This is a genomic window from uncultured Merdimmobilis sp. (genome assembly GCF_902471145.1).
Classification (GTDB): domain Bacteria; phylum Bacillota; class Clostridia; order Oscillospirales; family Ruminococcaceae; genus Merdimmobilis; species Merdimmobilis hominis.
In genome coordinates this window covers 61718-87223 of record NZ_CABRJC010000006.1, presented here as the reverse complement: position 1 = coordinate 87223, position 25506 = coordinate 61718, and the positions used below count along the sequence as shown (strand labels likewise).

The 25506-nt window shown below is 55.6% G+C and carries 25 protein-coding genes; 17 read left to right on the top strand and 8 right to left on the bottom strand.

Annotated features, from left to right (window positions below):
• Positions 1-106: 106 nt before the first annotated feature.
• Positions 107-466 (bottom strand): helix-turn-helix transcriptional regulator, encoded by a 360-nt coding sequence (locus RDQ42_RS04955; RefSeq protein ID WP_148336280.1) that lies wholly within the window; start codon positions 464-466, stop codon positions 107-109.
• Between the two features lie 178 nt (positions 467-644).
• Here RDQ42_RS04955 and RDQ42_RS04950 point away from each other — a divergent pair, with 178 nt between their 5' ends.
• From RDQ42_RS04950 to RDQ42_RS04930, 5 genes are all read left to right on the top strand, one after another.
• Positions 645-1253 (top strand): TetR/AcrR family transcriptional regulator, encoded by a 609-nt coding sequence (locus tag RDQ42_RS04950; RefSeq protein ID WP_148336279.1) that lies wholly within the window; start codon positions 645-647, stop codon positions 1251-1253.
• A 1-nt stretch (position 1254) separates the two neighbouring features.
• The gene (locus RDQ42_RS04945) at positions 1255-2016 is read left to right on the top strand and encodes an EFR1 family ferrodoxin (protein WP_308588405.1); all 762 of its coding nucleotides are present in this window, start codon (positions 1255-1257) and stop codon (positions 2014-2016) included.
• A 492-nt stretch (positions 2017-2508) separates the two neighbouring features.
• A complete protein-coding gene (locus RDQ42_RS04940) occupies positions 2509-2919 on the top strand; it encodes a sigma-70 family RNA polymerase sigma factor (protein WP_308588402.1) in 411 nt (136 codons plus the stop codon).
• Between the two features lie 433 nt (positions 2920-3352).
• Positions 3353-3619: a DUF6870 family protein gene (locus tag RDQ42_RS04935; RefSeq protein WP_271718771.1), complete on the top strand. Its 267-nt coding sequence runs from the start codon at positions 3353-3355 to the stop codon at positions 3617-3619.
• 116 nt (positions 3620-3735) lie between these two features.
• Positions 3736-5415 carry a recombinase family protein gene (locus RDQ42_RS04930; protein WP_308588399.1) on the top strand — a complete coding sequence of 560 codons (1680 nt, stop codon included), beginning with the start codon at positions 3736-3738 and terminating at the stop codon, positions 5413-5415.
• Positions 5416-5463: 48 nt separating this feature from the next.
• Here RDQ42_RS04930 and RDQ42_RS04925 read toward each other — a convergent pair whose 3' ends face one another.
• Entirely contained in the window at positions 5464-6219 is a 756-nt protein-coding gene (locus RDQ42_RS04925) for a ZIP family metal transporter (protein WP_308588396.1), read from the bottom strand.
• Between the two features lie 315 nt (positions 6220-6534).
• On the opposite strand from RDQ42_RS04925, the gene RDQ42_RS04920 reads away from it, so the two are divergent.
• Positions 6535-7959 (top strand): amidohydrolase, encoded by a 1425-nt coding sequence (locus RDQ42_RS04920; RefSeq protein ID WP_071427241.1) that lies wholly within the window; start codon positions 6535-6537, stop codon positions 7957-7959.
• Between the two features lie 212 nt (positions 7960-8171).
• Positions 8172-9590: an amidohydrolase gene (locus RDQ42_RS04915; RefSeq protein ID WP_054330910.1), complete on the top strand. Its 1419-nt coding sequence runs from the start codon at positions 8172-8174 to the stop codon at positions 9588-9590.
• Between the two features lie 48 nt (positions 9591-9638).
• Here the strand turns inward: RDQ42_RS04915 and trmB are convergent, their stop codons facing one another.
• The 6 genes from trmB to RDQ42_RS04885 all read right to left on the bottom strand — a co-directional run bounded on the left by trmB (position 9639) and on the right by RDQ42_RS04885 (position 16060).
• Positions 9639-10316, bottom strand: coding sequence for a tRNA (guanosine(46)-N7)-methyltransferase TrmB (trmB, locus tag RDQ42_RS04910; RefSeq protein WP_074026298.1), 678 nt, complete (start codon positions 10314-10316; stop codon positions 9639-9641).
• Positions 10317-10399: 83 nt separating this feature from the next.
• Positions 10400-11254, bottom strand: coding sequence for a hypothetical protein (locus RDQ42_RS04905; RefSeq protein WP_231358541.1), 855 nt, complete (start codon positions 11252-11254; stop codon positions 10400-10402).
• Between the two features lie 32 nt (positions 11255-11286).
• The gene (locus RDQ42_RS04900) at positions 11287-11739 is read right to left on the bottom strand and encodes a PH domain-containing protein (RefSeq protein WP_231358540.1); all 453 of its coding nucleotides are present in this window, start codon (positions 11737-11739) and stop codon (positions 11287-11289) included.
• Between the two features lie 28 nt (positions 11740-11767).
• Positions 11768-14491, bottom strand: a complete 2724-nt coding sequence (locus tag RDQ42_RS04895; RefSeq protein WP_308588394.1) for an N-acetylmuramoyl-L-alanine amidase — start codon at positions 14489-14491, stop codon at positions 11768-11770.
• A 24-nt stretch (positions 14492-14515) separates the two neighbouring features.
• Positions 14516-14734, bottom strand: coding sequence for a hypothetical protein (locus RDQ42_RS04890; RefSeq protein ID WP_054330915.1), 219 nt, complete (start codon positions 14732-14734; stop codon positions 14516-14518).
• A 186-nt stretch (positions 14735-14920) separates the two neighbouring features.
• Positions 14921-16060: a nucleoside recognition domain-containing protein gene (locus tag RDQ42_RS04885; protein WP_162273100.1), complete on the bottom strand. Its 1140-nt coding sequence runs from the start codon at positions 16058-16060 to the stop codon at positions 14921-14923.
• Positions 16061-16185: 125 nt separating this feature from the next.
• Here RDQ42_RS04885 and RDQ42_RS04880 point away from each other — a divergent pair, with 125 nt between their 5' ends.
• The 10 genes from RDQ42_RS04880 to RDQ42_RS04835 all read left to right on the top strand — a co-directional run bounded on the left by RDQ42_RS04880 (position 16186) and on the right by RDQ42_RS04835 (position 25412).
• Positions 16186-16491, top strand: coding sequence for a YabP/YqfC family sporulation protein (locus RDQ42_RS04880; RefSeq protein WP_054330917.1), 306 nt, complete (start codon positions 16186-16188; stop codon positions 16489-16491).
• Positions 16492-16503: 12 nt separating this feature from the next.
• Positions 16504-17688: a sporulation protein YqfD gene (locus RDQ42_RS04875; RefSeq protein ID WP_231358537.1), complete on the top strand. Its 1185-nt coding sequence runs from the start codon at positions 16504-16506 to the stop codon at positions 17686-17688.
• Positions 17689-17895: 207 nt separating this feature from the next.
• On the top strand, positions 17896-18834 hold the full coding sequence (locus tag RDQ42_RS04870; RefSeq protein WP_054330919.1) for a PhoH family protein: 939 nt from the start codon (positions 17896-17898) through the stop codon (positions 18832-18834).
• A 30-nt stretch (positions 18835-18864) separates the two neighbouring features.
• Complete coding sequence (gene ybeY / locus RDQ42_RS04865) at positions 18865-19365, top strand: rRNA maturation RNase YbeY (protein WP_054330920.1); 501 nt, start codon at positions 18865-18867, stop codon at positions 19363-19365.
• Positions 19362-19826, top strand: a complete 465-nt coding sequence (locus RDQ42_RS04860) for a diacylglycerol kinase family protein (RefSeq protein ID WP_071427238.1) — start codon at positions 19362-19364, stop codon at positions 19824-19826. Before ybeY ends, RDQ42_RS04860 begins: the two co-directional genes overlap by 4 nt.
• A 140-nt stretch (positions 19827-19966) precedes the next feature.
• Entirely contained in the window at positions 19967-20863 is an 897-nt protein-coding gene (gene era, locus RDQ42_RS04855) for a GTPase Era (protein ID WP_054330921.1), read from the top strand.
• Positions 20864-21118: 255 nt separating this feature from the next.
• Positions 21119-21871: a DNA repair protein RecO gene (recO, locus tag RDQ42_RS04850; protein ID WP_071427237.1), complete on the top strand. Its 753-nt coding sequence runs from the start codon at positions 21119-21121 to the stop codon at positions 21869-21871.
• Positions 21872-21913: 42 nt separating this feature from the next.
• Positions 21914-24310, top strand: a complete 2397-nt coding sequence (locus RDQ42_RS04845; protein ID WP_231358535.1) for an endonuclease MutS2 — start codon at positions 21914-21916, stop codon at positions 24308-24310.
• Positions 24311-24489: 179 nt separating this feature from the next.
• On the top strand, positions 24490-24969 hold the full coding sequence (locus RDQ42_RS04840; protein ID WP_082398485.1) for an MATE family efflux transporter: 480 nt from the start codon (positions 24490-24492) through the stop codon (positions 24967-24969).
• A 2-nt stretch (positions 24970-24971) separates the two neighbouring features.
• Positions 24972-25412, top strand: a complete 441-nt coding sequence (locus RDQ42_RS04835) for an MATE family efflux transporter (RefSeq protein WP_374044680.1) — start codon at positions 24972-24974, stop codon at positions 25410-25412.
• Positions 25413-25506 lie beyond the last annotated feature (94 nt).

Below are 25506 nucleotides of genomic sequence, written 5' to 3'. Positions count from 1 at the left end.
GCGGGCCTGCGGCCAGCAAAAATTTCGGAGTGTGGCCACACCCGAATTGCTTGCCATTTCGTGCGCTTCCGCTACATGGCGCAAAAAAACGGAGGTCACGCTTTTCTTACGCATCCTCCGTTTCTTTAGCCGCTTTCATCGCTTGGATCGTGGCTTCAACGATTTTCAGTTCTTTTTCGTCCAAGGCGTTCAGCATGGCATCAATCCGCTTTCTGCACTCGCTCCCTTTGTTTTTGGACGGATAAAAGTATTGATCTACCGATATATCGAACATTGTAACCAACTGATAAAAAGTATTAAAACTCGGGTGCTGGCCATCATTCTCGTGATACATAATGGTACGAGGAGCCCGGTCAACAATATAGGCAAGTTGCTCCTGTGTCATCCCGCTGGCCTCCCGAGCCCGCTTGATAGCAAGCCCTATATCGTGAAAATCAAATCGTCGTTCATCTCGTTCTATCTTCATAACATCACCTAATGTAATTTTACATTTCATGTTATAGTATTTGAACGACTATAAATTTCATTCTACTGACTATTTAATTTCATATAAAAATAACGATTACATATTTCACCATAAACTTGACAGTGTAAAGATAAAAAGATATAATGTAGACAGTGTAAAGATTTTTGGAGGTACAGTTATGCCTAAAAAGCAATATCATCATAAGGATTTAAGAAACGCCCTAATTGAAAAAGGAATTGAAATTGTTAATTCCGAAGGATTACATTCCTTTTCTCTCCGTAAAGTAGCTGCGGCCTGTGGTGTAAGCCATGCCGCTCCATATAGCCACTTTCAGAGTAAAGAAGAATTATTGGATGCTATGCAACAACATATTACGGATCAATTTTCGCAAATGCTGGATCAGGTTATCCTCAATTATGAAAACACTCCAGAGCTTTTGAAAAATATGGGGGTTGCTTATGTTTCGTTTTTCGTAGACAATCCACATTACTTTTCGTTCATATATTCTCAATCCAATGCAAAAATAGACCTAACTTTTTTGGGTTCAGATGCAGAAAACTTTCGGCCGTTTGTCATTTACAAAACTGTTGTTTCTAAACTGTTGAACCGTGTAAACTATCCAGCAGAAAAACAAATTGATGTCATTATTGCATTGTGGGCTTTCATACATGGACTGACATCATTGGCAACAATGAATAATGTTTCTTATAATGGAAACTGGAAACAAAAAGTAATTGATTATATGGATATTTTTGCTCTTTCATTTTTGAAAATAACAGAGGACTAAAATGATTGGAATATATTTTAGCGGTACAGGAAATACGGAATATTGTATAAAGAAATTTGTATCAGTATATGCTCCTGGTTCTCCTATCATTTCGATAGAAGATAATTCGATTTTAGAGGCTATAAACCAGCATCAAGAAATTATTTTTGCATATCCGATTTATTATAGTAATCTCCCCAAAATTGTCCGAGATTTTATTGTGAAAAACCATACCATATGGTATGGGAAAAGGATTTTTTTTATTGCGACTATGGGACTATTTAGTGGGGATGGAGCTGGACTTGGTTCCAGACTGATGAAAAAATATGGGGCTCATATCATAGGAGGGCTTCACATTAAAATGCCGGATTGTATTTGTGATGTTAAGACGCTAAAAAGGTCAATACCCCAAAATCGAAAGCTTATAAAAGATGCCACAAATAAGTTAATAAAAGCGGCACATCAATTAAAAGAGAACCGTCCCCCACAGGAAGGAATAAATGTGTTTTACCATATTGCGGGGTTATTAGGACAAAGACTATGGTTTTACAACAAAACACGCTCATACACAGATCAATTACATATTGATCCTAACGCTTGTATCTGTTGCGGAAAGTGTGCAGGGCTTTGTCCGATGAAAAACATTTCTATAATTGATAATAGAGTTCAGGCTCATGATCAATGTACCATGTGCTATCGGTGTATTAACCAGTGTCCTCAAAGGGCGATTACACTTATTGGAAAAGAAGTAATAGAGCAGCATCGCGTAGAAGATTTTCTGTAAACTTTACGATAAGAATATAGCCACCCAGCGGAAATAAAAAAAAACCGTTGTTTCGGTGGCTGGATATTCGTGCGCCAAAACAAAATACAGTAGCCTTACGGCGGTTTTGAAATAACAAATTTCAGACCGCCGTTTTCTTTTGAAAAATAAGAATACGGAGGGTGTATTAAAGTCGCCCTTTTTTAAGGATACGGCGGTATCTTGGAGGTATCGTCGTGTCCATTTTTGCCTTTTTTCACAATAGCCATGATCTGCACCAGCTAAAAAAAGCGTAGCTCCCCCTCCGGGACAATCTGGTTATGAAAGTGAAATTAAGCAGTACATAAATGAATATGTAACTTCATGCGTCTGTGCGGCTTTGTGTCGCCCAGGCGCTTTTTTGTACTTCGAGACAAATTGTCCCGAGGTGCGGGGCGGCTCCCCAGGATGCCGTTCTCCGCCGAGCCCCGTTTCGGTCACTCATCCACCCAACACCGAAACGGAGGTTTATTTATGACTACAATCAATCTGAAGGATTTTTATTATTGGTACACACAGGATCAGTTTATCGAGGTTTCTGACGAGGTAGCCGAAGTGTTTGCGTCCGATGCCCGGCACGAAATGGCCTACCAGCGGCGGCTCTCCCGGCATAAGGCGCAGTATTCTCTGGACTGCGATGATGGGATCGAATATTCCGCCTGCCTGCATGAGCCAACGCCCCAGGAGCTTCTGGAGCGCATGGAGCTGTTCATCCGTCTGTGGAACGCACTCAACTCTTTGCCGGAAATCCAGGGCCGCAGGATTGATGCCCACATCATTCTTGGAAAGAGCATCAAGGAAATTGCCGAGGCCGAGGGCGTACATGAGGAGTCTGTCCGCCAGTCGATTAAGCGTGGCCTTGAGCGCATGAAAAAAACTTTTTGATTTTTTCATTTCCCCCACTTGGAAATGATGAAAAAATGTCTCGGTTTATGAAAGGAGATATTCTTCTTTCCGCAGATAAACAGCGGCGGCCCCGGGCATAGTCCGGGGAGCCGGGCGGCGGGTGCGCTGTGACTTTTTCTTTGGAAGAACGAGCGAACAACACCAACGCCGCAACTGGGCCGGGCCACCCCACGGCCACGATCCGGCATAGGACAGGCTGGCCGCCTGTCCCTCCGGGCCGCCCTCTTATCTGCGAGGGAACGCCGCTCTGAGCATGGTTGTCTTTGGACAGGGCAAGAAAATGGGAGCGGCGTTCTCTATTTTATACTTACATGGAGTGAGGCAAGAGGGCAGCATCGTTTGGGTGCTGCCCTCTTGCGTTTCCCCACGATATGCGGGAGGCGTATCCTATTTTTGATAAGGAGGTTTTACCGTGAGATTAACGGCAAAGGAACTGGAACAAATGAAAAGCGTTGACATCGGCGCAGTGGCTCCCGAGTCCCTGCCGGATGTGAGCGGTATGGCCTTTGACACCTCTCTCCCCCGGGAGGAGCGGATCGCTCTGTTTTTGCAGGCGGTAGAAAATCCATACTGCTTTTGCATCGGCGGGATCGGTGTGAAAATTGAATTTTCGGAAAGCGGGCCGTCCTTGCAGGACACGCTGACGGACTTTCTGCTCCGGCAAAAAAGCGGGCTGTAACTTCGGTTATGGCCCGTTTCTACTTCGAGACAAAGTGTCCCGAGGCGGAGGCATCCTTGTTGTCCCGCCCGGGCAGAGGTATAATATAGATGTAATGTGATAGGGAAGGAGGAACAATGGCACGAGCAAAAAACAGAGGATTGCAACAGAGTTTCTCTCCCTCTTATACCGTCCGCCGCTGGCGGCTGGGCGAATATATCCGGCTTTCCAAGGAGGACTTGAAAAAGGGAAAGGACGACAGCAACAGCGTCATCAACCAGCGTGATCTGCTCAATGACTTTTACCAGAAGCATATCGGAGAATTTGAAAGTGTTTCCGAATATGTAGACGATGGACACACAGGAACGGACGCCAACCGGGAGAATTTTCAGCGGCTCCTTTCCGATGTAATGAGCGGGAAAATAAACTGCGTGGTAGTAAAAGACCTTTCCCGTTTTGCAAGAAATTACAGCGATGCGGGAAGTCTGATTGATAACCTGTTTGTTCAGATGGGTGTCCGTTTTATCAGTCTTGCTGAAAATGTGGACAGCTATCTCAACCCGGACAGCGTTTCCAGTATTATCGTCCCGATTACAAACGTGATGAACGATCAATACTGCTACCAGACCTCAAAGAAAATTCGCCAGGTATTTGACTACAAGCGGCGCAACGGTCAGTATATCGGCGCATTTGCTCCTTATGGATATGTGAAGCACCCAAAGGACAAGCACCGGCTGATCATCGATCCCGATGCCGCTGAAATCGTCAAACTTATTTTCTCTTTGTTCCTAAAAGGAACATCGAAACGGGCCATCGCTTTGTATCTGAATGAACACGGCGTACCCAGCCCCTCGGCTTATAAACTGCAAAAGGGCATACCCGTTTCAACAAGAGGATATGACGATCCTATGTGGGGAGCCCGCATGATCCACTCCATTCTGACGAACCCCACCTATACCGGGGATTTGGCACAGGGCCGCAGTCGGGTAAAAAGCTATAAGGTACACGAGGTTGAAAGCGTTCCCCGTGAAGAATGGGTGGAAGTAGCTGGTACGCATGAGGCAATCATTGATTATGAAACCTTTGATAAGGTACAGGCCCTTTTACAGCGGGATACCCGTACTTCTCCAAAAGGCCGGGAAGTCCACCTGTTCAGCGGTTTTCTGAAATGTGCTGACTGCGGGCGGGCAATTACCCGGAACGTGGGCAACAACAATAATGTGTACTATGCCTGCTCCACCTACAAGAACCGCTCCCGGACAGCCTGCACAATGCACTCAATCAAGCATAACCGTCTGGAGGCCGCTGTCCTCTTTGCGGTACAACAGCAAGTCCATCTGGCTGTTTCATACTCGGAAATGATTGCCCGCATTAACACCGCCCCGGTCAAAAAGAGCCAGTCCATCCGTTTGGAAGAACTGATTGCTGCGAAAGAGCGGGAACTGGCAAAAATCAGCCGCTACAAGCAGTCCCTTTATCAAGACTGGAAAGACGGGGAAATTACCCAGCAGGACTACCGGGATATGAAAGCCGATTATGAGCGACAGACCATCGCTCTTACGGATGTGTTGGCCCGGCTGAACACTGAACGGGCGGAACTGGCAAACGGTGTAAAGAGTGAGCATCCCGCATTGGTGGCCTTTACAAAACATCAAAATATCGACCAGCTTTCCCGGGAACTTCTCGTTGAGCTGATCGACCATATCAAGGTTTATGAGAATGGAAACATTAGTGTGAGATTTAAGTTTGCGGATGAATTTAGACGCATAGCAGAATACATTGAAATCAACACCACAAAACCCGCAGTAGCGGGCTAACCCCCGCTACATACCCCTTTGACAGTGTGTTTTCCTAATAGGAGCTAATCATAGGATGATTCCCATGATGGTGAACACCGCCGGTCCCCGCTCCTGGTTGAGCAGGATGACCTGAGGCAGGATTTCACAGTAGGTGACATACAGCATCGCCCCAGCGGCCAGGGCTAGGGAGATGGCTACCAATGCATCTCCACCGCTGCCCAGGTAGGCACCCAAGGCCCCGCCTACCAATGTCGGCGCGCCGGAGAGGGCGGTGAGCAGCACTGCCTTCCACTTGGCCATACCGCCGGCGATCAGTGGGACGCCGATGCTCATCCCCTCAGGGATGTTGTGCAGCGCAATCAGCACGGCCAGGGTCAGCCCCATCTGGGCGTCATGGCTGGCCCCAGAGCCAATGGCCATCCCCTCCGGCAGGTTGTGCAGCGAGATGGCGGCAAACATCACAAGGCCGGACATCAGCATCGACTGCTTCCGCTGGGGGTTGAGGATCTCCTCCTGGTGGTGGAGCTCCTCCAATTCCACATGAGTTTCGGGGGTGCGGGAGAGCCGGTCGATGAGGGCGTTGAGGAACTGGACGATCACCGCGCCCAAGATGATGCTGACCACCACAGTAGAGAGGCTGGCCAGCTCCAGGGATTCGGGGATCAGGTCAAAACACACGATGCTGACCATCACACCTGAAGCAAAGGACAGCAGATAGCTCATCGACCGCTTGGAGCTCTCCCCCAATAAGAGGCCGATCACCCCGCCGGTTCCGGTTCCAATCACCCCCGCCGCACAGGATATCAAAAGGGTCTCTAGCACAGAATAACATCTCCTCCGCCAATGGAATCCGCCGTTGCCTCACCTGGGAAAAGGCTGGAAAATCCCTAGAAAAGGGGGCGTGTCCACCTTAGCAGGAGCAGGGGGAGGCCGCAGAACCACCCTTTCTAATCTCCAGATATTCCCAAATGTGAGCCTAGGCTATCATTTCTGTTTCCCATTCTAGCAGTTTCTGACAGATTCCGCAACTAAAATCCTATGGACTTCTGGGTTTCAGCTATTGACTTTGAAAGTTTATGCGTTTAAAATGTATAGTAATTCAACAATAACCAGGGTTGGGATAGGAGGAAACAAGAGTTGGATAAAGTCGCACAGATCAAACAATTTGTCGAAGATAAAAAGGACTTGATCATCGACACCAGCATGAAAGTGTGGGAGGCCGCGGAACTGGGCTTCCAAGAGACAAAATCCGCCGATGCCATCATCGCCGCTCTTAAGGCGGAGGGATTTGAGGTGACCACCGGGTTGGGCGGTATCCCCACTGCTTTTAAAGGGGTATTTGGAAGCGGCCACCCGGCGGTGGGCATTCTGGGCGAATATGACGCCCTGCCCTCCCTGAGCCAGAAGCCTGGATGCACCCATCACGACGAGCTGGTCGCCGGGGGCAATGGCCACGGATGCGGGCACAACGCCTTGGGGGCGGGCTCCCTGGGGGCTGTCATCGCCGTCAAGGAATACATGGAGAAAAACGGCCTTAAAGGCACTATTGAATACTATGGCTGCCCCGGCGAGGAGACCGGCAGTGGCAAGATGTTTATGGCGCGGGAGGGTTGCTTTGACCATTTGGATGCCGCCTTTACTTGGCACCCCGGCAACGCCAACTCGGTTTGGGGCATCAGCAGCCTTGCCAATGTGTGCATCTTCTTTAAATTCAAAGGGAAGACCGCCCACGCGGCAGCAGCTCCCCACCTGGGCCGCAGCGCCCTGGATGCCTGCGAGATCATGAGCGTGGGCACCAACTACCTGCGGGAGCATATGCTCCCTGAAGAGCGGGTCCACTATGCTTACACCGATGTGGGTGGTCCCGCCCCCAATGTGGTGCAGGACCACGCCTGTGTGTTCTACTATATGCGCTCTCCCCGGGTCTCCCAGGTGCTGGCCCTCTGTGAGCGGGTGAAGGACATCGCCCGCGGCGCAGCCCTCATCACCGGCACCGAGCTGGAGATCCAGATTTCGGACGGCCTGTGCGATTACCAGCCCAACACGGTGCTGAGCAAAGCCCTATCCGACGCTTTTCTTGCCACTGGGGCCCCGGAGTTTGACGACGCCGACAGGGCTTTGGCTGCCCAGTTCCGCAAGGGCTACAGCGACGACGAAGTGGAAGCTTCCCTCAAGCGGCTTCGCCCCCAGTACACCCCCGAGCAGATTGACACATACCGCACGGCACCTCTCGTGGAAGAGGTAGCACCCTTTGTCAAAACCGACTATGTGCAGCCCGGTTCCACCGACGTGGGAGATGTCAGCTATGCCTGCCCTACCGCCCAGCTCAACGCGGCCTGTTATGCCAATGGGACCCCTGGCCACTCTTGGCAGGTAACCGCCCAGTGCGGCTCCTCTATCGCCCACAAAGGCCTCTTGGCTGCGGCAAAGGCCATGGCCCTAGCCTCGGTCAATGTAATGGAAGACCCCGAGACCCTCCAGGCAGCCCGGGCGGAATTCAATAAACTGGCAGGTGGGAAATACATCTGCCCTGTGCCGGATGACGTGGTGCCCCTGCTGTAATTTTGTAAAAAACAAGTGCCTCCGCATGGAATGCGGGGGCATTTTTTCTACGGGTAAGACATACAATCAACAGTGCTAAAGTTCGTCTATTATCACAGAATAAATAAAAATGATTAACGCGATAAATATTTTGTATTGACATTTCAACAAAAAGGCCGTACACTAAAGATACAAGCAAATCTGAATTAAATGAAAGGGAGGAAATTGCACAAATGACTAGAGTTGAAGAAATTAAAAAAATAGTCGAAGGCAAAAAGGACGTTCTGGTTAACCTGAACGACGAGATTTGGGCTACCCCTGAACTGTACTTCCGTGAGGAAAAATCCGCTGCGGCGCTGATCCGTGTTCTGAAAGAGCAGGGTTTTGAGGTAGAGGAAAACGTTGACGGCATCTCCACTGCGTTCATCGGCACTTATGGCAGTGGCCATCCCATCATCGGTATCTTGGGCGAGTTTGATGCCCTGCCTTCCCTGAGCCAGGAAGCATGCAAAAATGTACATAGCCCCATTGAAGCGGGCGGACCTGGCCATGGCTGCGGCCACTGCGCACTGGGTGCTGCTGCTCTGGGTGCTGCTATTGCGGCAAAAGACTATATGCAGGCTCATGGCATTAAAGGTACAGTAAGATATTACGGCTGCCCTGCTGAAGAAGCTGGTTGGGGCAAAATGTTCCTGGCGAGAGACGGTTACTATGATGATCTGGACGCCTGCTATACCTGGCATCCCGGCAACTGCAATACCGTTCAGTCCGCCAGCAGCTTGGCGAATATGTGCGCCTACTTCACCTTCAAAGGCAAGACCGCCCATGCCGCTGCTGCTCCTCACCTGGGCAGAAGCGCCCTGGATGCCTGCGAGATCATGAACGTCGGCGTCAACTACCTGCGTGAGCATGTAATTGCTGAGGCTAGAATCCACTACGCATACCAGGATGTGGGCGGCCCCGCTCCCAACGTGGTGCAGGATCATGCCCAGACCAAATATTTCATCCGCGCCCCCAAGATTAAACAAGTCCTTGAGATTGCTGAGAGAATCAAAGACATCGCCCGCGGCGCAGCCCTGATCACCGGAACCACCGTCGAGATGGACTTCCCGGCCGGCATGTGCGATTATGTCCCCAACGACGTTCTGTCCGGCGTTCTGTCCGATGCTTTCCTGGCAGTGGGCGGCCCCGAGTTTGACGATGCGGACCGCGCTTTGGCTGAGAGCTTCTATAAAGACCTGAACGACAATGAGAAGGAAGCTGCCCTGAAACGTTTGGCTCCCAACTACCCCGATCCTGACAAATACCGCGGTGTTGCCCTGATTGAGGATGTTGCTCCTTACGTGAAGAGCGATTCCTACGGCTTCGGCTCCACCGACGTTGGCGATGCCAGCTACGCCTGCCCCACCGCTCAGTTGAACGCTGCTTGCTATGCCAACGGCACTCCCGGCCACAGCTGGCAGATCACTGCACAGAGCGCTTCTTCCATCACCCACAAGGCGATTTTGTGCGTAGCCAAAGTTATTGCTCTGGCCACCATCAATTCCTTGGAAGATCCCGAGATGCTGAAGAAAGCTCACGAAGAGTATGTCAAAGTCACCGGCGGCAAGTACATCTGCCCCGTTGGCAAAGATGCCAAACCCAGAATCTAACACAGAATTGGAAAATGGCTCCCCCAATTGGGGGAGCCATTTTTGTGTTTATTCCGGTATTTTCTCTGTAGAAGGCATAGCCTCTGGAAGCGGGCCCATGGTGGCAACGCAGCGGTTGATAGGGACTCCCTCGCTGTGGAATTTGGCCTCATAATCGGTCATAATGCCGCAGATCCCTTGGGCGTGGAGGTCGTTGGTGACCTCAGACAAGGTGAAGCCAGCGGCAGGGAACTCCTCCAGAGAGAAATCGAACAGGGGGCGGTTGTCGGTTTTAAAGTGGATTTGCCCGCCCTCTTTGAGCACCTTGCGATAACCCATCAGGAAGTTTTTGTGGGTCAGCCGCCGTTTGGCGTGGCGTTTGCTGGGCCAGGGGTCGCTGAAGTTGAGGTAGATGCGGTCCACTTCGCCGGGGGCAAACAGGTCGGAGAGATAAGCCGCATCCCCGCAGACAAAGGCGACGTTGGTCAGCCCGGCCTCTATCGCCCGCTCCATGGCAATGAGGGCGGCATCGGGGGACCGCTCCAGCCCCACCAAAAACACATCCGGTTCATTTTGGGCAGTTTTGACGGTGAAAGCGCCCTTTCCACAGCCGATTTCCAGCCGCAGTTCACAGCCGGGGCGGAACCGCTCCCGCCAATGGCCCCGAAGTAGGGCAGGCTCCCGCACCCAAACGGCCTGGCACCGCTCCATCCGGGCGTCCCGGTTTTTCTTTTTGCGCATGCGCATGGGTTTTTCGCCTCGTTTCATCAAAAGAAATCGGTTCCCATTGTACAATGGGAACCGAAAAATGTCAAAGGCTTTTCTTGCGATTATAAAAAGTGCAGAAGAAAGCCGTATTGCTGGGATAAAAGGAAGAATCCCAACCCCCAGCTGGCCAGATTTGCCGCTGCCCCATAGGCGGTGCGCCTGGCGGGTGAGCGGCCTTTTAGGAACCGGCGGTAAAGAAGGGCCTCCGCTGCTAAAATGGCGATCTCCACCGGGAATTGGGTGAAGTAGGCGGCCAACGGACCTTGTTTTAGAAGGGTCGCCCCCAACGTGGCGGTGAGGAGCAGCTGGGTTGCCAGGTTGACCAGGAAAAAGACCTTCCCGTTCTCCTTCAGGGAGAAACCGAACAGAAGGAGAATCACCCCCTCAACAGCCAGCGTGGGGATACAGGTGGAAAGGAATTGGACAAGATAAGCGATCCACAGGGGTGGGCTGGTCAGTTCCCCAGTGGCGTAGTCAAAGGTCACCGTCCCCTGAAGGACCTGACGTGTGCGCGGCTCTGAAACAACGACTTGGCCGTTTTGGGCAGCTACAATGATCCGGTAGGTACTGGGCAGCCCAAAGTAGGAAAAGGTGTGAATCATGGCGTCCCCATTGGGCTCCCCGGTCAATTTCCCGAACAGAGGGATGCGGGTGCCGCCGGCCAAAGCCGGGAACCAGTCTTCCCCCTCATACTGGAAGAGGCAGGAGAGGATGTCCGGATCCAGGGTGTACCTCTTTTCCCCCAGATTGTCATAATCCCCTGGGGATTGGGTGAGCAGGTCTAGATAATAGGGCTCGTCCGGCGGGTTGGTAAGGCGGATGGTCAGGCGGTCCTTGGGGCCCATGTCCCCAAAGGCCACTGCGGAACAGCAGAGCAGGGCAAATGCCATCAGAAGAACACGCTTCCAGGTTTTCATCAAATCGCCTCCCGGCATCAAGGAAAGGTGGGTTAGCGTTTGGCGGTGGAGAGCTCTGGGTGGTCTTTGGCAAACTGGATGTGCAGGTTCAGCTCCTTCAAAAACTCCTCCTCCCGTATGGGGGAAATCTGGAGGATCTGGGGGCCGTCAGGGCGGAGGAACTCAATGCGCAGCCGCTCTTTGGAGAGGGCGGGGGCAAACTTGCGGCTCTGGATGGCATCCACCGCCACAATTTCCCCGTAGTCAAACAGCTTATTGAAGAAGAAGCCGCTCTTGACCCGCAACCCCTCTTTTTCCAGCCGGTAACAGGTGTCGAAGATGGGCCCGATGAAGTAATAGATGCAGACAAAGGCGATGACTGCGCTGAGCAGATAGAGGGGCAGGCTGCGCTTGGCAACCGCAACCACAATCACCACCGCGGTAAAGGCGGAAAACAGGATGGCAAAAAAGTTGCTGGACGGGTCGATTTTGCTGGGAAAATGCATACAAAAAATCTCCTTTTTTAAAACATAGCTATAAGCATGCCACCAGAGCTTCCGCGATGGCAGATGCCTCTTTGCCGATGGAAAAGGCAGTGGCAAGATCGGAGTATTCCCCCGGGTTGGGCAGGTACCCCAATTCCACCAGCACCGAGGGGGCATAGGTCATCCGGGTGACCCGGTAATAGCTCTCCATGGCCCCGCCCATGGGCCGGCCTGCCGCGGCGGAGAGGCGCTGTGCGATCTCTTCGGCTAACTTTTGGGAGGGGTGGGGCTCATGGTAATACACCTCCACGCCGGACGCTTTGCCGGAATCCACCTGTTCAGCGGTGCTGTTGTGGTGCAGGGAGAGGAAGAAGTCCGCCTCCGCCTTTTCCGCCAAACGCATCCGGTCGTTTAGGGAGATATGGCCGTCCTCTTGCCGGGTGAGGATCACCGAAGCCCCCAGCTGTTCCAACCGGAAGGAGAGGGCCTTGGCCACCGCCAGATTGAGCTCCGCCTCCATGGGGCCGTTTTCCCCTGGGACACCCAGTGCGCCAGGGTCTTGGCCGCCATGGCCTGGGTCCAGAACCACCTTGACCCCCGTTAAGGGCTTGCCGTAGATGCTGGAAGGCTCCGGTCGGCTACGGCAGGTGAGAAGGAGGTCATTCCCCTGGTAAGAGAACTGGTATCCCCACAGCTGCTGCCCCTCTTGTAAGGTGAAGATGAGGCGGCAAACGCTTCCCTCCCGCTCCGCTTTGGCGGTGGCAAAGAGGGAATCCTCCGGCAAAGTGGGGCCGGGGAGGCCTTCGGTCTCATACAGAGTCAGGGTGAGGGATGTCCCGTCAAACTGGGTCTCCACCGGCACCGGAACAGTGGAGAAGAGCAAGATTTCCTCCCGGCGCCCCTCCTTATAGTGGGTGTAGCCCCCCAAGCGCCCATGGGTTTGGGGAGGCGGGCCGGTCAGCACCTGGCAGGCGGATTTTTTGACCATTCCGCCGGCGATCTGATAGTGGGATTCCGTCTCGTCCAAGATTTCGGCGGTCATCCCTTCCTTGACGGTGAAGCGGAAGTCCCCCTCCACCGGAGGATCGCCGTAGACAGCGGTGAGGTAGTCGGTTAGACGAAGGGAAGGTTTGGCGCCCTCTCCGGCCAAGAACACCTCCCCGGAGGAGTCCACCCGGGAGGATTTCCCCTGGTAGGTGAGCTGGTAGGTCACCGGCCCGATGGATTGGGTTTCCCCGGGGAAACCCGCTGGGGCGAGGAAACTCCCCTCAAACCTAGTAGGCAGGCCATCGGCTTTGGGTTCCACCTGGGAAAGGGGGATCGCCGTCCCGCCCACAGAGGCAGTGACCGAACCGCCGGACGGGGCGGTGCAGAAGAGGGTAAGCCGCTCCCCAGACCAGGCCAGAGCAGAATCCTGGGGGTAAGGGGAGAGGATTCCCCCGATGGTGGCAGCGGGCTCGGCCTGGGTGATAACCGCAGTGCAGGTTTCATCCCCTTGGCGCAGGGCGAACCGGTTTTCCCCTGGGGAGAGGGGGAGAAGGATCCCGAACAGGCCGGTGCGGGGGTCGGATGGGATTTCTTCCCCATCCAGGAGAACCGGCTCACCGGGCCGGGATGTCCCCATCAGGTAATAGTTGGAGAGGGAAGTCCGCAGCGGGGCTTGAGGGCGGGTGATCTGGAACTCCTGGGAAATGGGGGTGAGATTCAGGTCAGGGATTTTTACTTGGTAGGCGAGAAGCAGCTCCGCTGTGCTTTGGTAGGGTTCCCGAAGGGCGGTGTAACTGTCCAGCAGAAAGCCGCTGCTGCCCAGCTCCCAGCCGATCTCCCACTGGGCGGCCAATTCCCCAGGGGAGGAGAATTCCCCGCTGGAATCCGAGGGGATGAAAAGGCGCACCGCATCGGTCTGGGTGTAAAAGGGAATTCCCCCCTCCTGGGCGGCTTCTGCCCAAGGGCGAAGGGATTCCCGCACAGCCCGGCCGTCTGCCCCGGTGGCATGGGTCACCTGGGGAAGGAGAAAATCCACCGTCCCCTCCTGGGCCAGTTGAAAAAGAGCAGGGGCGAGGGGGGAATCATCCGCTACCAGTACCCCCAGAGGAGTGGACGGCAGTTTGGCTTTGGTGGACTGGAGCAAGGCGGTGAACCGGCCCTCATATCCCGTCAGGGAAAGGAGGGGTTGGTGATCGGCCCGGTGGTAGGCGATCCCCGCCAGTGGGTAGCGGGCAGCTAACTCTGCCGCCAGGTCGGAGACGGCGTTTTCCACCTCTGCCCGGTTGGGGTCCAGATAGACGGTACGGCCAAGGGTAATCCGGTTTTGTGGGTCGGCGGCGGGCCCCGATGTGGGGAGAGGTTCCGCCACATCCCCCACCAGGTAGGGATTGATCACCGCAACCACCCGGATGGAGCGCTTGTCCGCGAGGCGGATCAGGGTTTGCAACGGATCGAAGCGGGGGGTGGAGCCTCCGGCTTTGACCCAACTCCGGCTGGCGGGATAGCTTTTGGAGAGGAACAGCCCATCCGCCGAGGGCACCACTTCAAAAAAGATGGTGTTGATCCGGTTTTGAGCGGAAAACTCCACCATGGTTTGGAGCTGCCGCTTCAATTCCCGGGGCGATTGGCCCGGCGCCGTGGGGAAATCCCGGTTGTTGCGGGTGCGGATCAGCATGCCGCGCATGGAATCCGCCGGTTCCTCCGGTGCGGCAAAGGCCACCGGGCTGGGGAGCAGGGAAGAAAACAGCACAAGAAGCAGGGTGAGCGCGGTCAGGAATCGCTTCAAGGGGGACACCTCCCAGGCCAAGATTTACAATTCAAACTCCGATGGATCGTATTTGGGGAGGGGCCTGGCCCGTTTGGGCACCCGTTTCAGCGGCGCATACACAAATTTACGGCAGCTGTAAAATGGGGCCACTACCCCTTTGGATTCACATAGCACCATGTTCCCGTCTTTGGAGGCGGTCCCCCGCTCGCAGTACCCGCAGGCGGGTTCGATGTGGTTGCCAAACAGTTTGGTGCGAAACATTGCTAATCCTCCATTCAGCCCCAAGGGGCGGCGAAAATCGAAGAGAAATTACTTTTTTATTGTACCAGATTGCCCCGGAAATTACTATGGTCCCCCTTGGAAATTCCACAGGGCTTTTGAATGGCGCAAAAGAAGAAGGACCGCTTAGGCGATCTGCCCCAGCGGTCTCTCTTTTAAAAAACAGGGTCACTTCTTGGCCTGCAACGGGGCGGTGGAAGCGGTGAGCAACAAAATGGCGCACATGGCCAAAATACACAGCGCCCGCAGCACTGACGTGGGGGAGACTTCCAGCGACAGACGGGCCGCGGTGCCCAAGGCGGTCATCACTTCCCGGCCCCACTTCAGATACAGGGGGTAGGCGATGGCCGAAGTCAAAAAGGCGTGGGCAAACCGGGAGAGGACAAAGGGGGAAAGGCGAACCCCGCTGCCCCGCAGGCAGGAGGCCACCTGGAAGATGACCGACACGCCGGAGAAGGAGATGAGCAGGCTGATCACCACAAAGGGGAGATCCCCCTTGAGTCCGGCGGCGGCCACACAGCCGCTGGTCACTTCCAGCAGGCCGCCCAGCAGGGCTTCAAAAAGGTTGGGGTCCGCAAGGGAGGAGGGGGCGATTTTGGCCAGCAGGCAGGCGATTCCGCTCAAGACCCCGCTGGAGCGCAAAAGGGCCAATATCCCAGAAAAGGCGGTGATGAAGGCGCACAGGCCGAACATCCCGGAAGCGGCCCCGCTGACCGCCTCCACAAAGGCGGCGGAGAAGGGAAGACCCACCCCACCGGTCTCGCCCCGGGAGATTTTTGCCCGGCGGGAGACGATCCCCCCAATGAGGAAGGCGGACACAATCTGGGCAAAAAGGAGAATCCACCCCAGCCGGGGGCTGCCCAGCAGCGCCACCCCCACGGTGCCGATCAAAAAGGAGGGACCGGCGTTGACCGAGAAGCAGAGCATCCGGGCAGCGGTCTCCTGGGAAAGCTTTTTTTCCCTCACCAGGGAGGCGATGGTCTTGGCCCCCACCGGGTAGCCGCCTACAAAGCTCATCAGTACAGTGGCCCCCAGCTCCGGCGGCAGGTGGAACAGGCGGCGGGTGATGGGGGAAAGAGGCCGGGAGATCAGCTCCGACAGGGGAGAGAGGGCCAAAAAGCTGGAGAGGATCATAAAGGGGAACAGGGATGGAATCACCACATTGGTGCAGATGGAAAGCCCTTCCCGCACCCCATCCCCTACTTCTTTGGAGAGGACCAGGAGGGCTGCGGCCAGCAATAGGAGAATCCCCGCCCCCAGCAGGGAAGGGGCCCGGCGGAGGAGAAAACGGTGTTTTTTCTTCGGCATGGCTTGCATCAACAATCACCTCGTACTTGTTTGTATGCGGCCAGGCTGTGGAAAATGCCGGTTTGCTCCCTCAGCCATAAAAACGGGCTTTGCCGCATATAGTGACTTAGAAAGGAGGGATGGACATGAAACGGCAGAACAAGCGCCCCCGCAAGGAGTCCCCCAAGGAATCGGGCAAACTCCGGTTGGCCGGCATGCTGGAAATGCCGGCGACCTCCCTTTCGGGGATGGCGTCGCTCCAGCTCTCCGGCAATCGGGAGGCAGTGGTGGAGGGGTGCCAGGGCATCTTGGAATACGGGGAGGATACCGTTCGGCTCAGCACCGAGGGGATGGTGGTCCGCTTCACCGGCCGGGACCTGCAAATCCGCTGCATGACCCAGGAGAGTGCAGTGGTTACCGGCTTTATCACCTCCATTGAATTTCTCACCTAAGGGGGAGGGGCTATGTTTTTTGTCAAGCTGCTTCGCTTTTTGCGGGGCACCGTTTTATTTAAATTGACCGGGGGATTTTCTGAGCGGTTCATCAACTTGTGCGGCCGCGGGGGAATCCCCCTGTGGGATTTTACTGCCCATCCGCTGGGCTTTTCCGCACACACCACCGCCAAGGGCTACAAAAGGATGCGTCCTTACGCCAAAAAGACCGGGGTGAAAATCCGCATCCAAAGAAAGGAGGGGGTGCCCTTCCTCCTACACCGGTACCGCAAACGCACCGGCCTTCTGGCGGGCCTTCTGGCCGCAGTGGTGCTTCTTGGCTATATGAGCGGGTTTGTCTGGAAGATTGAAGTCACTGGCAACGAGGCCATTTCCACCCAGGAGATCCTAGCTGCCCTTGACGAGCTGGGCTTCCGGGAGGGCACCCGCAAACATGGGGTGGACGCCCGGGAACTGGAACAGCGGATGATCCTCAAGCTGGGCGGCCTCTCCTGGATCGGGGTCAATATCCAAGGCTCCACTGCCCGGGTGGAGGTACGAGAACGGACCTTGCCACCGGATTTGATCGACCAGGACGATGTGCCCACCAACGTGGTGGCCGCCGAGGATGGGCAGATCATCTACCTGGAGGTTTACGACGGCCAGGCAGTGGTGGCCTTGGGGGATACGGTGATGCAGGGAGATCTGATTGTCAGCGGCATCACCGAGGATAAACATGGGAATTCTGCCCTGAAGCACGCCAGGGCAAAGGTGGTGGCCCAGGTGGTGGGGGAGAAGGAGATCCGCATCCCCTTGGAGGAGACCCTGCGGGTGCCCACCGGGGAGGAGAAACAGCAGAAATTCTTGTCTCTTGGCTCCTTTCAGCTGCCTATCTCCTTTGGCGGGCCGCCGAAAACCGGCTATGAGACCAAAGTGGAGTCCAGCCGGCTCACTGTGTTGGGCAGAGAGCTTCCTCTCGTCATCGAGACCCGGCGGCACTTCCCCTATTACGAGGAAAACGTCCGCCTCACCGCCGAGCAGGCCAAGGCAAAAGCCCTGTCGCAGTTGGAAGAATGGGAGAAGGAGGAATACGAAGGGGGAAAAATCATTGACCGCACCTTGAGTGGCCAGGTGGAGGGAAAACATTTTGTATTAAATGCACAATATATAGCCGAAAAAAATATCGAAAAACTACAGGAAATTTTGATAAAGGAATAGCAATTTGTCACACCTCTGTGTTATAATAACGATAAAAGCATGGATTTTGTCTGCTTTTCTACAAAATTTGCCCCATGGAACACTACATTTTACCATCTGCTGGGTTTTTCCCGGTGGACGCTCGACGATACACCCCAAAACCAAAGCCAGCCTGGGGCTGGCTAGAAGGAGGAATCCAGCATCGAACAGGTCGTAAACATCGAACGGATGGAACATGCCCTCGCGCTGTTCGGCAGCTTTGATGGGAATATAAAAATTGTGGAAGATGCGTTCTCAGTGACCATCGTCGCCCGGGGTACCGAAGTAAAGATCTCCGGCGATCCGGAGAACGTCTACCTCGCCTCCAAAACGGTGGAGGGGCTTTTGACCCTTATTGACAAGGGGGAGGCCATCACCGACCAGCGGGTCCACTATGTCATCGGCCTGGTGCGGGAAGGGACTTCCGACCAGCTCTCATCCCTAGCCAGCGACGTGGTCTGCATCACCGCCAAGGGAAAGCCCCTGAAGGCTAAGACCTTGGGCCAGAAAAAATATGTGGACGCTATGAAGAACAACACCATCACCTTCGGCATCGGACCCGCTGGCACCGGCAAGACCTATTTGGCGGTGGCCATGGCGGTTCGCGCTTTCCGGGCGAAAGAGGTCAACCGGATCATCCTGACCCGGCCGGCGGTGGAGGCTGGGGAGAAGCTGGGCTTCCTGCCCGGAGACCTGCAAAATAAGGTGGACCCCTATCTTCGCCCCTTGTACGATGCCCTCTTTGACATGCTGGGGCCGGAGAATTTCCAGCGCTACCAAGAGAAGGGGAACATCGAAGTCGCGCCCCTGGCCTATATGCGCGGCCGCACCCTGGACGATTCGTTTATCATCCTGGATGAGGCCCAGAACACCACCCCTGAACAGATGAAGATGTTCCTGACCCGGCTGGGGTTCAACTCCAAGGCGGTGATCACCGGGGACATCACCCAGATCGACCTGCCGGACACCAAGCGGTCCGGCCTAGTGGAGGCATCCAAGGTGCTCAAACATGTAGACGATATTTCCATCGTCTACTTCACCGAGAAGGACGTGGTGCGCCACCGCTTGGTACAGGCCATTATTAAGGCTTATGAGAAATACTACGATGAAAGACGCCGCCGGGATTAGCACCGGCTTAGGATAAATGGAGGATGTAACATGGCCCAGAGTGTGAAAGTGGTAATCACCAATCGGCAGAAAGACGTAAAAATCCCATCGGGTATCCGGCTGCTGATCCGCCGCTGCTGCCACGCGGTTTTGGCGACCGAAGGGTTTGAAGGCCCCGCTGAAGTCAGCGTCAGCTTTGTCAACAACGAGCAGATCCGAGAGCTGAACAACGAGTTTCGCCACAAGGACGCCGCCACCGATGTCCTCTCCTTCCCCTTGGGGGAGAACGGGGTGTATGACATCAATGAGGAGACCGGCGCCTACCAGTTGGGCGATGTGGTGATCTCGGTGCCCAAAGCCATGGAGCAGGCGGAGCAATATGGCCACTCCCTCCAGCGGGAGATGGGCTTTTTGACCGTCCACTCCATGCTGCACCTGTTGGGGTATGACCATGAGGCCGGAGGCCTGGAAGCCCTGCGGATGCGGGAAAAAGAGGAGACAGTGATGAGTAAGCTGGGCCTGGCCAGAGACCAGAGCTATACCATGCAATGATCGGGCTCCTGAGAAGCTTCGGGTACGCTTTCCAAGGGGTGGTAGCCTGTCTCTTGGGGGAACGGAACTTCCGCATCCACACCCTGGCAGGCGCCATGGCAATTGCCATGGGGGCCTACTACCGGCTCTCCGGCACCCAGTGGGCGGTGCTCCTTTTGGCCATCGCCTTGGTGCTTTGCTGTGAGGCGGTCAACACCGCGGTGGAAGCTGCTGTGGACCTTGTCTCCCCTGGGGAGCACCCCCTTGCCAAACTGGCCAAAGACTGTGCCGCTGGGGCGGTGCTTCTGGCGGCGGCGGGTTCCGTTGGGGTGGGGTTCTGCCTTTTCGGGGACCTGGGGTCTTTATTCGGCTTTTTCTCTTTGTGGGTGGCTTCCCCTGCAAGAGCAGTGGGAAGCGCCCTTTTGTTGTCCCTCTGCCTCCTCTATGTGTTCTGCCCGCCCTGGTGGGCGAAGAAGAGGTAGGTCCCCGTAAGGGGAAGGACGTCCCTTGTTTTCCAAGCTGTTTGCCCCGCAGGGAAGCATCCCTGCGTTTTGGCTTTCTACATTATGATCAACTCCGGCCTAAGGCCGGACCGCTTCACGCGGAGAAAGGAGGCTGAACTGTGGAAACACGTTCTGCTTTTATTGCCATTGTCGGCCGCCCCAACGTGGGCAAATCCTCCCTCCTCAACGCCATGGTGGGGGAGAAGGTGGCCATTGTCTCGGACAAGCCCCAGACCACCCGCAACCGGATTGTGGGCATCCTGACCAGAGGGGAGACCCAGCTGGTATTCATCGACACCCCCGGCATGCACAAGCCACGTACCAAGCTCAGCGAGTTTATGGTGCGCCAGGTGCGCCGTTCGGTGGCCGACGTGGACGCCGCGGTTCTGGTCACCGAGCCGGAAAAGGAGGTCACCAAAGCCGAGCGGGAACTGCTGGACAACATCAAGGCCATGGGAATTCCAGCTGTTTTGGTCATCAACAAAATTGACACCTTGAAGCGGCGGGAGGACATGCTGGAAAAGATGCAGGCCCTCTCTGCGGAATATGAGTTTGAAGCGGTGGTGCCCCTCTCAGCCCTCACAGGGGATGGGGTGGACATCCTCCTCGCCGAGCTCTCCCAGCTGGCGGAGGAAGGCCCCCACTTCTTTGACGACGACGATTTCACCGACCAGCCCGAGCGGGTCATCGCCGGGGAGATCATCCGGGAAAAGATCCTCAACAACATGCGGGAGGAGATTCCCCATGGCACCGCCGTTTCGGTGGAGTCCATGAAGGAACGGGAGGATAAGGACATCATCGACATCGACGCCGTTATCTACTGCGAACGGGACAGCCACAAGGGAATGCTCATCGGCAAACAGGGTTCGATGCTCAAAACCATCGGCTCCCAAGCCCGGGAGGAAATCGAGGCGTTTTTGGATGCCAAAGTCAACCTGAAGCTTTGGGTCAAGGTGAAAGAGGATTGGCGCAACAAAGAGGGGCTGATCAAACAGTTCGGCTTCACCGAAGAATAACGTCCCAAAAAAGTTACAAATATTTACAATTCCCCGCGCCAAGCCTTGGCAGGGGAACCGACAAGAACTACCGGTAATATTCTATCACCAAAGGCAAACAATCTTATTAAAGAGGAATGTGCGAGGTGAGAGGGATGAATCCGGATACCGCATGGCGGCGTTTTGAAGCCACCGGAAAAATAGAGGACTATCTGCAGTACAAGCAGACCGAGCAGGGGGGATGGCAGTCCGCCCAGCCGGCCGGAGGGGACGGCAATGCAGATCACAACCTATGGAATGGTCCTGCGGGAGAAAACCATTGAGGATGACCGCCTGCTGACCATTCTGACAAAGGAATACGGCGTGATCTTCGCCTATGCGAGAGGGGCCAAGCGGCTGCGGGGGAAATTGGTTTCCAGCACCGAGCAGCTTTGCTACTCTCGCTTTGTGCTGTTCAAAAACAAGGACCGTTACTCAGTGGACAGCGCCGAGGCGGACACCATCTTTTTTGGGGTGCGGCAGGACATTGAAAAGCTGGCCCTGGCCTCCTATTTCTGTGAGCTGTGCATCCAGGCCATCCCACGGGAGGAACCGGCGGAAGAGTACCTGCGCCTCCTCCTTAACAGCCTCCACTTCCTGGAAAACGGGAAGCGGAGCCCCCTTTTTTTAAAGCCGGTTTTTGAGCTGCGACTGTTGACCTTGGCTGGGTTTATGCCTGACCTGCTGGGCTGTCGGGAGTGCGGCACCTTTGAGGACCCCCAGATGAAGTTCCTGCCCCGCACCGGGGAGCTCCTCTGTGGGGCGTGTGCCCCAGAGCCGGGGGAGGGGGTTCCCATCCCGGTGCCTCCAGGGGTGCTGACCGCCATGCGCCACATCATTTATTCGGAATTTGACAAGCTGTTCCGCTTCTCCCTGGATGAAGGGGGGCTGCGGCAGCTGGCCGCCGTCAGCGAGAGTTATCTGATCGCCCAGCTGGACCTTCGACTGCCCACGCTGGATTTTTACAACTCTCTGTTCCGCGGCCGCTAAAGACAGATTTACCCAAAGGGGGTACCAACAATCATGGAAACAATGGAACGACACTACCGAGCACTGGAACTGGATAAGGTGCTTGCTATGCTGGCCGGCCACGCCACCTGCGAGGACAGCCGCAAACAGGCCCTGGCCCTGCGGCCGATGACCGATTTTGAGGAGGTCCGGCGGGAGATGGCCATGGTCGGCGACGCCAACAGCCTGACCAACCGCTACGGCACCCCTACGGTGCTGGATATGAAAAACTGCGACGGCCCCCTGCGCCGGGCGGAGATGGGTTCCTCCCTCTCCCTGCGGGAGCTGCTGGACGTCTGCCATGTGCTCAAAGCCATCCGCAACCTGGCCAGCTGGAAACGCCAGTCTCAGGAGAGCGAGACCAGCCTGGATTACCTCTTTTCCAACCTGTTCCCCAACCGTCCGCTGGAGGACCGGCTGGAAAGCGCCATCCTCTCGGAGGAGGAGATCGCCGACAACGCCAGTCCGGAACTGGCCCAGATCCGGCGGAAGATCCGCAGCACCCAGACGGGGGTCCGCACCCAGCTGGACAAGATGATCAAATCCCCCACCTACGCCAAATTTTTGCAGGAGCAGATCGTCACCATGCGGGACGGCCGGTTTGTGGTGCCGGTCAAATCGGAGCACCGGGGGGAGATCCGGGGCTTGGTCCACGACACCTCCTCCAGCGGGGCCACCGTGTTTGTGGAGCCTATGGCGGTGGTGGAAGCCAACAACGAGATCCGGGTGCTGCAAAGCAAGGAAAAGCAGGAGATCGACCGGGTGATCGCCAAGCTCTCCGCCGAGGTGGGCCAGGCGGCTTCCGCCATCAAACACAGCTACGATGTGGCGGTGGAGCTGGATCTCCTCTTTGCAAAATCCCGGCTGGCCGACCGGATGAAAGCATCGGTCCCCGCCCTCAACAACGAAGGACGGGTCAACCTGATTAAAGCCCGCCATCCCCTCATCGACCCGGATAAGATCGTCCCCATCGACCTGAACTTGGGGCTGGAATTTGATACCTTGGTGGTCACCGGCCCCAACACCGGCGGTAAGACGGTGGCCCTCAAAACCCTGGGCCTCCTCACCCTGATGGCCATGTGCGGCCTGATGATTCCGGCGGCGGAGGGCAGCGCCCTTTCGGTGTTTGACAAAGTCCTGGCCGACATCGGCGACGAGCAGAGCATTGAGCAGAGCCTCTCCACCTTCTCCGCCCACATGACCAACATCATCGACATCCTGGACAAGGCGGATTCCTCCACTCTGGTCCTCATCGATGAGCTGGGGGCGGGCACCGACCCGGTGGAAGGCGCCGCCCTGGCGGTTTCCATCATCGAGAAGCTGCGCTCCCTGGGGGCCAAGGTGGTCTCTACCACCCACTATGCGGAGATCAAGATGTACGCCCTCCAAACTGAGGGAGTGGAGAACGCCAGCTGCGAGTTTGACGTAGCAACCCTGCGGCCCACCTACCGGCTGCTCATCGGGGTGCCGGGCCGCTCCAACGCCTTTGCCATCAGTGAACGCTTGGGCCTGACCGGGGATGTCATCGATAGGGCCAAGGAGCTGATCTCCAGTGACAACACCCGGTTTGAGGATGTAGTCTCCGAGCTGGAGGCCGCCCGGCAGGGCCTGGAGAAGGAGCGCAGCCAGGCTAGTATTCTGCGGGCCCAGGCCGAGCGCACCCACAAAGAGATGGAGGAGTACCGGCAGAAGCTGGAAAAGGACGCGGAGCGGGAGATTGAAAAGGCACGTGCCCAGGCCCGTTCTATTGTGGAGCAGGTCAAGTTCCAGGCGGAGCTGGTGATGGAGGAAATCGAGGAGCTGAAAAAGCAGAAAAACAGCGCCGATATCGCCCAGCTGGCCAGCAAGGCCAAGGCCCAGTACCGCAGCCAGATGAAGAAATTGCAGGATATGGCCGACCCGGTCACCGGGCGCAAAAGGGAGTCCAGCTACCGCCTGCCCCGTCAGCTGAAACGGGGCGACCTGGTGATCATCAACGAGCTGAACAAGGAGGGGACGGTCCTCTCCGACCCGGATTCCAGCGGCAACGTCATGGTCCAGGCCGGAATTCTAAAAACCCGGGTTCCAGTGGGCGGCCTGCGGCTCATTGAGGATCAGGAGAAGAAGAAGATCACCTACAACGGCGGCGGGAAAAGTGGCGTCTCCTACCGGGACGTCAAAGCCAGCGCCGGCCGGGACGCCAAAACGGAGGTGGATCTGCGGGGTATGACCACCGACGAAGCCCTTTTGGAGTTGGACCAGTATTTGGACGGCGCCGTCCTCGCCGGGCTGAACACTGTGACCATCATCCACGGCAAGGGGACCGGCGCCCTGCGGGCTGCGGTGCACCAGCACTTGCGCAAGCACAAGGCGGTTCGCACCTTCCGCCTGGGGGTGTATGGGGAAGGGGAATCCGGCGTCACTATCGCGGAATTAAAATAAATTAGTTTCTATTATATACTAATTGAATCTATGCTATGACAGATAGGCAGCCCGTTATAAGGCTGCCTGTCTTTTTTTGTCTGCGGGTCGCCGTGCGCCCTTGGGGAATGAGGCGTAAATGGGAGACAATCCCCCAGTGGGATTGTCGTTTTTCAGCAAAGGAGTGAGTGGTTTGGGACATGACACAAGGCAAGCCGATGAAGCTGATCTTCGACTTTGCCATGCCGATGATGATCGGCAGTTTGTTCCAGCAGCTTTACAACACGGTGGACGCGGTGATTATGGGGAAGTATGAGGGGCCGGATGCACTTGCCTCCATCGCGGCGGCCTTCCCACTGATGTTCTTTATGATGTCGGCGATCACCGGCATGACCATGGGCGTCTCGGTAATTATCTCGCAGCTGTACGGCGCGGGGGATCAGGAGCAATTGAAAAAGGCCGTATCCACCTCGATGATCTTCCTGGTGGGGATGTCGGCGGTCATAACCGCCGTGGGGCTTGTGATCATCATCAAGGAGCTCACCTTTGATAAGGAAATGTTCCGCCATATTGTCAGTTTCAGTGTCCCCACCGCCATCCAGCAGAGCATAGTATCCTTGGGAATGATGTCGGTGCAGGGGACTTTGAACGGTCCCAAAAGGGCCTGCGGGGAACCTTGAAGATGTCCGTCGCCTTCTGCGTAATGGCTTCAGTGATCATGGTGGCATTTTCCCACCAGCTGCTGAGCATCTTTATGGGCGAGGGAAATGAGGTGGTGATCGCTGTGGGCGCAGAATACCCGACTGTGATGGCCTCCTGTTATTTCTTGATGGCCACTATGTATGCATTTTCCGGCTTTTTCCGGGGATCCGGCTACACCCGGATGGCGCTCTATATGAGCATTACCTCCCTGGGGGTGCGGATTGTCACCTCCTACGCCTTGGCGCCTACCATCGGGGCCAGCGCCATTTGGTGGGGTTTACCGGTGGGCTGGCTGACCACCGTGCTGCTGGGGATATTCGCTTACCGCCAAGGCAAGTGGAAGAACTTTGCCTTGGTGAAATCTAAGCACAAGGAATGGGAAGGCGATGTGCCGGGGGAGATGTTGGTAGAAAATGAGTAATTTTCCCCAGGGATAGAGCGCCCTCACAAAAGAAAAGGAGCATTTTGCCTTCTGTCCCCCCATATATCCTACTACTGGGGGACGGAAGGCTTTT